Source organism: Acinetobacter sp. ANC 3929, assembly GCF_000369405.1.
Classification (GTDB): Bacteria; Pseudomonadota; Gammaproteobacteria; order Pseudomonadales; family Moraxellaceae; genus Acinetobacter.
Window position 1 is genome coordinate 212,215 of record NZ_KB850000.1, and the last position, 11,467, is coordinate 223,681.

The following is an 11,467-nucleotide window of genomic DNA, read 5'->3' on the forward strand; positions in this document are numbered from 1 at the left end:
AAATTGTTCAGTTGTTCATATCAAAGCGTTTATTATTTTGAATACTTTGAAAGCCTGTTCTGTTATAATCGCGAGCAATTTTATTAAACCATTTGGCCCACTACTTTTTTAAGTACAGGGCGTTCTACTTTGTTAAGGTAACCCATGGCGCAAGCTAAAAAATCCGTAGATATCAAAAATATACGCAATTTCTCGATCATTGCTCATATTGACCATGGTAAGTCAACTTTGGCTGACCGTTTCATTCAAATGTGCGGTGGTTTGCAAGATCGCGAGATGCAAGCTCAAGTATTAGACTCTATGGAGCTTGAGCGTGAACGTGGGATTACCATCAAAGCCGCGTCAGTCACCTTGTATTACACGCATCCAAATGGTCAAGAATATCAATTGAACTTCATTGATACTCCGGGACACGTTGACTTCTCTTATGAAGTATCACGTTCTTTGGCGGCATGTGAAGGCGCATTGTTGGTTGTTGATGCTGCACAAGGTGTTGAAGCACAGTCAGTTGCAAACTGTTATACCGCAATTGAGCAGGGCTTAGAAGTTTTACCTATCTTGAATAAGATTGATTTACCTCAAGCTGAGCCTGAGCGTGTGATTCATGAAATTGAAGAAATTATCGGAATTGAAGCGACAGATGCACCAACCTGTTCAGCAAAAACTGGTTTAGGTGTTGAAGGTGTTTTAGAACGTCTGGTTGATGTGATTCCTGCACCAGAAGGTGATCGTGATGCACCTTTACAAGCCTTAATTATCGACTCATGGTTCGATAACTATCTTGGTGTAGTGTCATTAGTTCGTATCAAGCAAGGTCGTATCCGCAAGGGCGACAAGATGTTGGTGAAATCAACAGGACAAACACATCCTGTGACTTCAGTCGGTGTATTCAACCCGAAACATACTGAAACTGACATTCTTGAAGCAGGCGAAGTTGGCTTTGTGATTGCGGGGATTAAAGATATTTTTGGTGCGCCAGTAGGCGATACTATTACATTGTCTAATACCCCTGATGTTGCGACTTTACCAGGTTTTAAAAAGGTCAAACCACAGGTCTATGCAGGTTTGTTCCCGATTGATTCAAGTGACTTTGAACCATTCCGTGAAGCATTACAAAAATTACAGATCAATGACTCTGCCTTATTCTTTGAACCAGAAAGTTCAGATGCGTTAGGCTTTGGTTTCCGTTGTGGCTTCTTGGGGATGCTACACATGGAAATCGTACAAGAGCGTTTAGAGCGAGAATATGATCTTGATCTGATTAGTTCTGCGCCAACGGTAATTTATGAAGCATTAACTAAAAAAGGCGACATTATTTATATCGACAGTCCATCAAAAATGCCAGATGGCTCGACGGTTGAAGATCTGCGTGAACCAATTGCTGAATGTCATATCCTCGTGCCGCAAGAATACTTGGGTAATGTGATGACCTTGTGTATCGAGCGCCGTGGTGTGCAAAAGGATATGAAGTTCTTGGGTAACCAAGTTTCAGTAAGCTTTGAAATTCCAATGGCAGAAGTGGTGATGGATTTCTTTGATAAGTTGAAATCATGTTCACGTGGTTTTGCGTCACTGGATTATAACTTTGTACGTTTCGAGAGTTCAGCTCTGGTTAAGGTTGATGTATTAATTAATAGCGAAAAGGTAGATGCCTTAGCTATGATCTGCCACCGTCAAGATGCACGTCATCGTGGTATTGCATTGGTTGAGAAGATGAAAGATCTGATTCCTCGCCAAATGTATGATGTTGCGATTCAAGCTGCGATTGGAGCACAAATCATTGCCCGTTCTACTGTAAAAGCAATGCGTAAAAACGTATTGGCAAAATGTTATGGTGGTGACGTTTCGCGTAAGAAGAAACTTCTTTCGAAACAAAAAGAAGGTAAGAAACGTATGAAGCAAGTGGGAAGTGTTGAGATTCCACAAGAAGCGTTCTTAGCTGTATTAAAAGTTGATAGATAAAGAAAGATGAGGCTGGGGAAACGTTTGTTTTACCCAGTCCAACGACAGGCAGTGAAACTGCAAGAGAGGGTTTGTGGATTTTGATTTTAACTTGATTCTGGTACCAGCAACACTAATTTTCTTTTTAGTGTGGTTACTGGATAAGTTGGTATTGAAACAGCGTGCAACACGTGGGCGTAATCAAGAGAACTTTGTCATTACATGGGCCTATGATTTTTGGCCTGTGCTAGCTGTTGTGCTGGTGCTACGTTCTTTCTTATATGAACCATTTAATATTCCATCAGATTCTATGGTCCCAACCTTAGAAACGGGTGATTTTATCCTGGTGAATAAGTTTGATTATGGCGTGCGTCTGCCAATCGTAAACTCGAAAATCATTGATGTTGGTGAGCCAAAACGTGGTGAGGTCATCGTATTCCGTTATCCACCACAACCAACCATTAGCTATATCAAGCGCGTGGTGGGTTTGCCTGGCGATCATATTCAGTTTAAAGCGGGTGAGTTGACCATCAATGGTCAGCAAATTGCAAAAGTTGCAACTCAATTTACGCGTGCAAAAGATCAGCAAGATACACCGACAGCACTCTATTTTAAAGAAACTTTGGGTGAGCATCAGCACCTAATTCGCTACTTGGAAGGACGCAATCCACTTGCTGAACAATTCCAATTTGCGCAATTAAGAGGGGCTGAAGCTTTGGTACCATTTGTTGCAAAAGCGAATGATGTATTTATCCAAAGTAATGGTCAAGATTGGGAAGTAACAGTACCGAAGGGACAATACTTCGCAATGGGTGATAACCGTGATCAAAGTGCTGATAGTCGTTTTTGGGGCTTTGTACCTGAAGCGAATTTAACCGGTCGTGCTTTTTATGTATGGATGCATAAAGAACCTGGTTTAAATCTTCCAAGTTTCAACCGAAATGGTAAGATTGACTAATAAATAAAAACACATAGGAAATAGACAGATGCGTAAATCTCAGCAAGGGACTTCGTATATTGCAATTTTATTTGGGGTGGTCTTATTTGCAGTTGCTGTGAAAGCGGCAATTGCAATTTGGCCAGCATATTGGGATGACAAGCTGATTAATACTCAAATTGAGGATCTATTAAAAGAGAGTCCTCAAAATGTTACACCGAGTAAGTTTGCCTCTCAGATGGATCAGCGTTTTGATATGAATGGGATCCGTGATTTACATTTTAAAGATATTGCACAAGTGACTTATAAAGATGATCTTGTAGTAATGAAGAAGTATGAAATACGTAAGCCTTTCATGCTAAATATCAGTTTAGTGATGACCTTTGAGAAGACTTTTGACCAAAAATCTGCAAAACAAGCTCAATGATACGCGGCTGCAAGGGCGAATAGGTCACCAGTTTAAGCAAATTGACTTGTTAAAACTGGCTTTGACCCATCGCTCTGTGAGTCATAAGCAGAATTATGAACGCCTAGAATTTCTAGGCGATGCTTTATTAGGAATGATCGTTGCGAATTATTTGTACAATGCTTATCCGCTTGAAAATGAAGGTCGTTTAACGCGAATGCGTGCGACTTTGGTTCGACAGGAAGCATTAGGAAAAATCGCAAATGATTTGCAACTCAGCCGGTCATTAATTTTAAGCACTGGCGAGTTAAAATCAGGTGGACACCACCGAGAGTCAATTCTGGCGGATACCGTTGAAGCAATCATTGGTGCTATTTATTTAGACAGCAATGATCTCAACTTGCTAGAACGCATTGTGCTAAAATGGTATGAACCATATCTTGATCATATCGAACCGACAGATCAACTGAAAGACCCTAAATCACGTTTGCAAGAGTATTTACAAGCACGTAAAAAACCTCTCCCAGTTTACGAGGTTGTAGATATTCAGGGTGATGCCCCTAATCAGCATTTCAAAGTGGAATGTGATGTAGCGGGATTGCCAAAAATTATAGGCGAGGGCTCAAGTCGTCGTTTTGCCGAACAAACGGCAGCGGCAGAGATTTTAAAATTATTGGAGCAATAACCTGATGACTCATTCGGAAGAAAATAAGCCAGAAGCAACTGAACAGCAAGATGGCAATAATCTAGTTGATCAATTTTTTAGTTCTCAAGGAACGACCATTCCTTCAGATTTCAAAAGCGGTTTTGTTGCCATTGTTGGCCGTCCAAACGTGGGCAAGTCAACTTTGATGAACCATATCTTGGGTCAAAAACTATCGATTACCTCACGTAAGCCACAAACCACACGTCATAAAATCGTGGGGATTGATTCGCGTGAGAAATCACAGGCCGTATTTGTAGATACCCCTGGGATGCATAAAAAAGAAGTGCGCGCCATCAATAAGATGATGAACCGTGCTGCACATTCAGCATTGCGTGATGTGAACTTGGTTTTATTTGTAGTTGATGCACAAAAGTGGACTCAAAACGATGAATTGGTTTTGGAAAAACTTAAAAATGCAGATATGCCAGTGATCCTTGTGATCAATAAACTCGATACATTTGAAAATAAAAATGAGGCTTTACCGCTGATTCGAGAGCGTGCCAAGCTAATGAATTTTGCTGAAATTGTGCCTGTATCAGCATTACGTGGGGCAAATCTAGATCATTTGCGTGACACGATTGAAAAATATCTGCCATATCAACCACCTTTGTATTCATTGGATCAAATTACCGATCGTTCTGAGCGTTTCCTTGCGAGTGAAATCATTCGTGAGAAAATTATGCGTCAGTTAGGTGAAGAACTTCCGTATGATTTAACGGTTCAAATTGAATCATTTAAAACTGAAGAAGCAGCAGTAAATGAAAAAACAGGTCGTTTAAAGCCACCTTGTACATATATTGATGCGACTATTTTTGTGGAACGCCAAGGTCAAAAAGCCATTGTGATTGGCGATAAAGGTGCGAAGCTGAAAAGCATCGGTATGGATGCACGTACAGACATGGAAAAAATGTTTGAGCAAAAAATTATGCTAACGCTTTGGGTGAAAGTCAAAGGTGGTTGGTCTGATGATGAGCGTGCACTCAAAAGCTTGGGTTATAGCGATATTTAATCGTATTTAAGACAATGGAAACAGGTATGAAAACAACAATTCGTATACTCGCGATCGCAACATGCGTATTCATGTTGCAAGGCTGTATTCACAAGCTTGTGACTGTACCTGTTAAAGTTGCTTATAAGACCACCAAAGGTGTTGTTAAAGGAACTGCTGCGGTTGTTGGCGCAGTGATTCCCGATGGCGATGATGAAGAAAAGGATGAGAAAAAGAAGGACTAGTCTCGTACTATGATGCGCAATGAAGTCCTACATGGTTATTTGATTCATCATCGTAAATATCGTGAAAAAAGCCATATTGTGCATTTATTTACACAAGAATATGGTCGAGTGGATGGGATTCTAAGACAGACCCCACCGCCGCAATATCAGCCTATCCGTCTGCAAGCCACAGGCAAATCTGAACTAAAAAACTTCACAAAACTGGAAATTCTGAATCAACCTGTATTCTTTCATGGTGATGCATTTTTTGCCGGTTTTTATTTAAATGAAATTCTATTGCGACTGTGTCCTTTAGAAGAGATGATGCCGCAGACATTTGAACAATATCAGTTGATTTTAGTACTGTTACAGCAATTGGCGACACATCAGCAAGCTGCTGTATTTCTTCGGCAGATTTTACGTCAATTTGAGCATGTACTCTTGCCAGAACTTGGTTATGCCATAGATTTCTCGATAGATGCGAGTCAACAAGATATTCAGGTCAATCAGCATTATCAATTTCAGCTCAATGATGGCTTTTTGCCAGTTTCACAAGCCTCGCGTTCAACACTTGATGGCGCGTTGATTGCTTCAATGCAAAGTTATGAAGATGGGCAGGATTTTTCTCACGAACAGTTGCAATTATTGGGTAAACTATACCGTCAAATGATTAGCTCCTTGTTGGGTGATCGACCGCTGAAAAGCCGTCAACTTTGGATTCAAAGTACACAAACTTGATATTCCTGATGTATTGAAAATAATGATTCAGGGCTAAACCGATAGGATATTTTTATGGCTGCAATCTTAGGTGTAAACATTGATCATGTTGCGACATTAAGACAGGCACGTGGGACAACTTACCCTGATCCAGTTCAGGCTGCTTTGGTATGTGAACAAGCAGGTGCTGAGGGAATTACTTTACATTTGCGTGAAGATCGCCGCCATATACAAGATGATGATGTACGTCGTATGCGTCCATTATTAAAAACACGTATGAATCTGGAGTTGGCGGTAACCGATGAAATGGTTGCGTTTGCCAAAGAGATTCAACCGCAACATGTTTGCTTTGTACCTGAGCGTCGTCAAGAAGTGACCACCGAAGGTGGATTAGATGTGGTGGGGCATTTTGAAAAAGTGAAGGCAGCAACTCAAGCACTCAAAGCAATTGGTAGTGATGTGTCTTTGTTTATCGATGCAGATTTGGCGCAAATTGACGCAGCAGTTGCCTGTGGTGCACCAACCATTGAGATTCATACGGGTGCGTATGCAGATGCAGAGACAGTAGAGCAGCAGCAAGTTGAATTAGCACGTATTATTCAAGGTGCGGAGTATGCTGCCGCAAAAGGCTTGGTGGTGAATGCAGGGCATGGCTTGAATTTAGATAACGTTGCTGCGATTGCTGCGATCCCTCAAATTCATGAGCTGAATATTGGTCATTCGATTATTGCGGACAGCGTATTCGTTGGTCTATCGCAAGCGGTAACAGAGATGAAAGCAGCGATTCAGGCTGCTGCGAGATAAGTTGATGAGTAGTATAAATTATGACGAGTTGATGCAGCCTGTCATTGGGTTTCTAGGGTGTACGACTCCTCAGGCGTGGTTGGACGAAGCTGTTAATAATCTTGATGTATTAATGCAAGATCATGCCAACTGTGAGAAAAAAGCGGCAAGTACGGCCATGAATTTGATGTTCCGCTATAGTTTCTTTACAGACCTGCAAGTGAAATTGGCACAATTAGTGCGTGAAGAAATGCTGCATTATGAGCAGGTCTTGGAATTCATGAACAAACGCGGCCAAGAGTGGAAGGGTTTGAGTGCAGGGCGCTATGCAGGTGGATTACGTAAAGAAATCCGTACCTATGAGCCTGAGGCTTTAATTGATGTGATGATTATTGGTGCATTTGTCGAAGCACGCTCTTGTGAACGTTTTTATGCGCTGGCACCGGTTGTAGATGATGAGCTGGGGCGTTACTACCGCTATCTACTTAAATCGGAATCGCGTCATTTTGAGGACTATTTAGCACTTGCTTTGGATGTTGCAAAAACTGCGAAACTTAAAGATCCAGAAGAGACGATCCAACTACGCATTGAGCATATTCGTGAAGTGGAAAAGAATTTGATTTTAAGTCCTGATGATACGTTCCGTTTCCATAGCGGTGTGCCGGCACAGATCGCTGCCTAAGTTGAATTAAAAGATAAAAAAGCTTCTGTTGATCAGAAGCTTTTTTTATGGGGCATTCATTATTGAGTAATAAAAAAAGCCCCAATCAATGATCAGGGCTTTTTAGAATCTTGGCTCTCCCACCTGGGCTCGAACCAGGGACCTGCGGATTAACAGTCCGTCGCTCTACCGACTGAGCTATGGGAGAATAGTAGATTGGCTCTCCAACCTGGGCTCGAACCAGGGACCTGCGGATTAACAGTCCGTCGCTCTACCGACTGAGCTATTGGAGAATCTGATGCGCATTTTAGGCATGAAAAGCAGATGCGTCAACAACAATAGTAAATAAAATTAACCGTTTGCTTGATTAATAATCTTTTTGGTCTGTAAAAAAGAAAAACTGCAAAAAAATAACTTTATTTACTTAAAAATTAATCAGTTATTGTGCATTTTCTTTAAATTTAGCTAAGGCATCAATCCGATATTGAATCAGCATTTCACCAATTTCTGGACCAGTTACATGTTCGGGTAAATCTTGGGCGCGTATATTTCTGACGATTTGCATCGCATCTAACATATACTGTGCTTGCGGATAGGGACGTTGCTCTAAACCTAAACGACCTTTAGCATCACATTCACAGGCTTGAACATAAGCTTCCACTTTTTCAGGTCGACGTAATACATCTAAACGTTGTAATAGACGCCATAAAGTTCCTGGTTTCAGGTTCTTGACTTGATGACATTTCAAATGTTCTTTACACACAATTAAGGCTAAGCTTTTTAAATGTGTAGGTACTTTTAAACGGTCGCAGAGATCTGTCACAGGCTTAATACCACGTTCTTCATGCATGATATGCCTTGGCAGCTCCTCCACAGGGGTGAGTGCCTTGCCAAGATCATGAACAAGGACTGCAAAGCGCACATCAAGTGCATATTCTGCTAAACAAGCTTGTTTGAGTGCCATGAGAGTATGAATGCCACAATCAATCTCAGGGTGATACTCAGGACGTTGTGGTACACCAAATAATGCATCAATCTCTGGAAATAGGATTTTTAAGGCGTCACACTCTTTGAGTGTTCGGAAGTAGACATCGGCATGATCTTCAAGCAAAGCGCGCGAGGTTTCTTTCCACACGCGTTCAGGTGTTAATGCATCAAGCTCACCAGATTTGGCAATTTTCTGCATTAATTGTAGAGTTTCATCTGCGATTTTAAACCCGTAGCTTGCATAACGCGCTGCAAAGCGTGCTACACGAAGTACACGTAGTGGATCTTCAGTAAATGCATCTGAAACATGGCGAAGAATTTTTTGATCTAAGTCATGTTGTCCGCCATAGGGATCGTACACTGTACCTGCGTCATCCATCGCCATTGCATTAATGGTTAAATCACGACGTATCAGATCTTCTTCTAATTTAACTGTAGTATCAGTAAAAAATTGAAAGCCATGGTAACCCACACCAGATTTACGTTCTGTGCGCGCAAGGGCGTATTCTTCTTTTGTTTTTGGATGTAAAAATACAGGAAAATCTTTGCCAATGGGTTGATAACCTTCAGCCAATAATTGCTCGGGCGTTGCTCCAACCACCACATAATCTTTTTCGTGATAGGGATGGCCGAGCAAATGATCTCGCACAGCACCGCCTACTAAATAAACTTGCATGAAAAAACCTCTATTCTTCACACAATCATGCTACAGAATAGAGGTTTTCTCAAGCGTTAAGCAAAGCTTTTCAAGAAAAGCGAGGCTTAAGTCGAATTAGTTTTGACTTTGCTGAATTTCGGCAACCGTTAATGCTGTCATATTCACCAAACGACGAGTCGTTGCCGTAGGTGTAAGAATATGAACAGGTTTTGCAGCACCTAATAAAATAGGACCAATAGTCACATTATTACCAGAAGTCGCTTTTAACAGGTTGAATGAAATGTTCGCTGAATCTAGGTTAGGCATAATCAATAAGTTTGCTGAACCTTTGAAACGTGAGTTCGGGAATGCGAAGTGACGAATATTTTCATCTAATGCCGCATCACCATGCATTTCACCTTCTACTTCTAACTCAGGCGCTTGCTCTGAAAGTAAACGATAGACTTCGCGCATTTTTTGTGCGCTTGCATCAGTCTGATCGCTACCAAAGCTTGAGTGAGAAAGAAGGGCAACACGAGGTGTAATACCGAAACGACGAACTTCTTCAGCCGCTAAAATGGTCATTTCAGCAAGTTGAGCCGCTGTTGGGTTGGTATTTACATACGTATCAGCAATAAATAAATTGCGATCTTCAAGCATTAAGGCATTCAGCGTGAAGAAGGTACTACGACCTTCTTTTAAGCCAATTACATTTTTCACAAAATCTAAATGAATGTCATAGCTTGAGTAAGTACCACACAACATACCATCAGCTTTGCCAAATTTAACCAACATCGCTGCGATGAGTGTAGAGCGACGACGTGCTTCACGTTGCGCATATTCAACTGTCACGCCTTTACGTTGCATGATTTGGTGATATTCTTTCCAGAAATCATCATACGACGGATTCTTTTCCTGATCGACGATTTCAATGTTTACACCATGTTGTAAACGTAAGCCTAGCTTTTTGATATTGTCTTCAATCACGGCAGTACGACCAATCAGAATTGGTTTCGCTAAGCCTTCATCAACCACAATCTGAACAGCACGTAATACACGTTGGTCTTCACCTTCAGCATAGGCAATACGTTTTGGATCAGTCTTCGCTTGAGAGAAAATCGGTTTCATCAAGAATGCTGAGTTATAAACAAACTCAGAAAGACGTTGACGGTACGCAGAGAAGTCTTCGATTGGACGTGTTGCGACGCCAGAATCCATTGCAGCTTTTGCTACAGCAGGCGCGATTTCTAGAATCAAACGTTGATCAAGTGGACGAGGAATAAGGTAATCACGACCAAATGAAGCAGATTTTTCACCATAGGTTGCAGCATCAGCTTCAACATGTGCCATGCGTGCGATTGCGTGTACACATGCGATCTTCATTTCTTCATTAATGGTGGTTGCACCAACATCCAATGCACCACGGAAGATGTAAGGGAAGCAAAGCGCATTGTTTACTTGGTTTGGATAATCAGAACGTCCTGTTGCCATAATGACATCTGGGCGAACTTCATGTGCATGTTCAGGTAAAATCTCAGGATCTGGGTTTGCAAGTGCAAAAATAATTGGATTTTCAGCCATTTCTTTAACCATTTCTTTGGTTAAGATGCCTGCTGCTGAAAGACCCAAGAACATATCAGCGCCTGCCATCACTTCATGTAATTGGCTGACTTGAATGTCTTGAACATAACGTTTTTTCGAATCATCCAATCCTTCATGAGATGTTGTGAGAAGACCACGAGAGTCGGCAACGAAGATATTGGCTTTGTTTACGCCTAAAGCACAAAGTAAATCTAAGCACGAAAGTGCTGCTGCACCTGCACCTGATGCAACAATTTTGATTTCATCAATCTTTTTATTCACCAGTTGCAAAGCATTGAGTAATGCTGAACCGACAATAATACTAGTACCATGTTGGTCATCATGGAATACTGGAATTTTCATACGTTCGCGAAGTTTCTTCTCGATGTAGAAACATTCTGGTGCCTTGATATCTTCAAGGTTGATACCACCGAAAGTTGGCTCTAGAGAAGCAACAATATCAACGATCTTGTCTGGATCATTTTCAGCAATTTCGATATCGAATACATCTACGCCAGCGAATTTCTTGAACAGAACGCCTTTACCTTCCATTACCGGCTTAGAAGCAAGCGGACCAATATTTCCCAAACCAAGCACGGCTGTACCATTACTCACAACCGCGACCAGATTACCGCGAGCTGTATATTTCGCAGCAGCAGAAGGGTCACGTTCGATTTCCAAACATGGAGCAGCAACACCTGGGGAATATGCAAGCGCTAAATCTCGTTGGTTAACGAGCTGCTTGCTAGGTGTCACACTGATTTTGCCTGGTGTTGGAAATTCATGGTAATACAAAGCGGCTTGTTTTAAAGATTGATCGTCCATCTGAGTCTCGTTTGTTCCGATAATAATCAGACATATAGAAGTCTAATTACTATATTAAGATAAGTGCACAAGAA

At 41.4% G+C, this 11,467-nt stretch carries 11 protein-coding genes and 2 tRNA genes; 9 read left to right on the forward strand and 4 right to left on the reverse strand.

The genetic code is table 11. The features are described 5' to 3' along the window. The first annotated feature begins 144 nt into the window (after positions 1 to 144). The 9 genes from lepA to F909_RS07425 all read left to right on the forward strand — a co-directional run bounded on the left by lepA (position 145) and on the right by F909_RS07425 (position 7,384). Positions 145 to 1,962: a translation elongation factor 4 gene (gene lepA, locus F909_RS07465; protein WP_005151871.1), complete on the forward strand. Its 1,818-nt coding sequence runs from the start codon at positions 145 to 147 to the stop codon at positions 1,960 to 1,962. A gap of 73 nt (positions 1,963 to 2,035) precedes the next feature. Continuing rightward, complete coding sequence (gene lepB / locus F909_RS07460; protein WP_005151872.1) at positions 2,036 to 2,899, forward strand: signal peptidase I; 864 nt, start codon at positions 2,036 to 2,038, stop codon at positions 2,897 to 2,899. A 28-nt stretch (positions 2,900 to 2,927) separates the two neighbouring features. Further along, positions 2,928 to 3,305, forward strand: a complete 378-nt coding sequence (locus F909_RS07455) for a DUF4845 domain-containing protein (RefSeq protein WP_005151873.1) — start codon at positions 2,928 to 2,930, stop codon at positions 3,303 to 3,305. Next, positions 3,274 to 3,969, forward strand: coding sequence for a ribonuclease III (rnc, locus tag F909_RS07450; RefSeq protein WP_005151874.1), 696 nt, complete (start codon positions 3,274 to 3,276; stop codon positions 3,967 to 3,969). The genes F909_RS07455 and rnc overlap by 32 nt, the downstream gene beginning before the upstream one ends. Before the next feature lie 4 nt (positions 3,970 to 3,973). After that, positions 3,974 to 4,999, forward strand: a complete 1,026-nt coding sequence (gene era, locus F909_RS07445; protein WP_005151875.1) for a GTPase Era — start codon at positions 3,974 to 3,976, stop codon at positions 4,997 to 4,999. 26 nt (positions 5,000 to 5,025) lie between these two features. Further along, complete coding sequence (locus tag F909_RS07440; protein ID WP_005151876.1) at positions 5,026 to 5,223, forward strand: NF038104 family lipoprotein; 198 nt, start codon at positions 5,026 to 5,028, stop codon at positions 5,221 to 5,223. Positions 5,224 to 5,232: 9 nt separating this feature from the next. Then, on the forward strand, positions 5,233 to 5,940 hold the full coding sequence (gene recO / locus F909_RS07435) for a DNA repair protein RecO (RefSeq protein ID WP_005151878.1): 708 nt from the start codon (positions 5,233 to 5,235) through the stop codon (positions 5,938 to 5,940). A gap of 54 nt (positions 5,941 to 5,994) precedes the next feature. After that, positions 5,995 to 6,723 (forward strand): pyridoxine 5'-phosphate synthase, encoded by a 729-nt coding sequence (gene pdxJ, locus F909_RS07430; protein ID WP_005151879.1) that lies wholly within the window; start codon positions 5,995 to 5,997, stop codon positions 6,721 to 6,723. Between the two features lie 4 nt (positions 6,724 to 6,727). Then, the gene (locus tag F909_RS07425) at positions 6,728 to 7,384 is read left to right on the forward strand and encodes a MiaE family protein (RefSeq protein WP_005151883.1); all 657 of its coding nucleotides are present in this window, start codon (positions 6,728 to 6,730) and stop codon (positions 7,382 to 7,384) included. Between the two features lie 111 nt (positions 7,385 to 7,495). On the opposite strand, the gene F909_RS07420 is transcribed toward F909_RS07425, so the two are convergent. The 4 genes from F909_RS07420 to F909_RS07405 all read right to left on the reverse strand — a co-directional run bounded on the left by F909_RS07420 (position 7,496) and on the right by F909_RS07405 (position 11,393). Beyond that, positions 7,496 to 7,571, reverse strand: a tRNA-Asn gene (locus F909_RS07420). Between the two features lie 9 nt (positions 7,572 to 7,580). Then, positions 7,581 to 7,656, reverse strand: a tRNA-Asn gene (locus F909_RS07415). A gap of 146 nt (positions 7,657 to 7,802) precedes the next feature. After that, the gene (locus F909_RS07410) at positions 7,803 to 9,026 is read right to left on the reverse strand and encodes a multifunctional CCA addition/repair protein (protein WP_005151885.1); all 1,224 of its coding nucleotides are present in this window, start codon (positions 9,024 to 9,026) and stop codon (positions 7,803 to 7,805) included. 96 nt (positions 9,027 to 9,122) lie between these two features. Beyond that, positions 9,123 to 11,393 carry an NADP-dependent malic enzyme gene (locus F909_RS07405; RefSeq protein ID WP_005151887.1) on the reverse strand — a complete coding sequence of 757 codons (2,271 nt, stop codon included), beginning with the start codon at positions 11,391 to 11,393 and terminating at the stop codon, positions 9,123 to 9,125. Positions 11,394 to 11,467 lie beyond the last annotated feature (74 nt).

Coding starts and splice junctions, on each gene's coding strand:
- recO (WP_005151878.1), top strand. CDS start 5,233: ATGATGCGCAATGAAGTCCTACATGGTTATTTGATTCATCATCGTAAA.
- lepA (WP_005151871.1), top strand. CDS start 145: ATGGCGCAAGCTAAAAAATCCGTAGATATCAAAAATATACGCAATTTC.
- F909_RS07410 (WP_005151885.1), bottom strand. CDS start 9,026: ATGCAAGTTTATTTAGTAGGCGGTGCTGTGCGAGATCATTTGCTCGGC.
- pdxJ (WP_005151879.1), top strand. CDS start 5,995: ATGGCTGCAATCTTAGGTGTAAACATTGATCATGTTGCGACATTAAGA.
- era (WP_005151875.1), top strand. CDS start 3,974: ATGACTCATTCGGAAGAAAATAAGCCAGAAGCAACTGAACAGCAAGAT.
- F909_RS07425 (WP_005151883.1), top strand. CDS start 6,728: ATGAGTAGTATAAATTATGACGAGTTGATGCAGCCTGTCATTGGGTTT.
- F909_RS07405 (WP_005151887.1), bottom strand. CDS start 11,393: ATGGACGATCAATCTTTAAAACAAGCCGCTTTGTATTACCATGAATTT.
- F909_RS07455 (WP_005151873.1), top strand. CDS start 2,928: ATGCGTAAATCTCAGCAAGGGACTTCGTATATTGCAATTTTATTTGGG.
- F909_RS07440 (WP_005151876.1), top strand. CDS start 5,026: ATGAAAACAACAATTCGTATACTCGCGATCGCAACATGCGTATTCATG.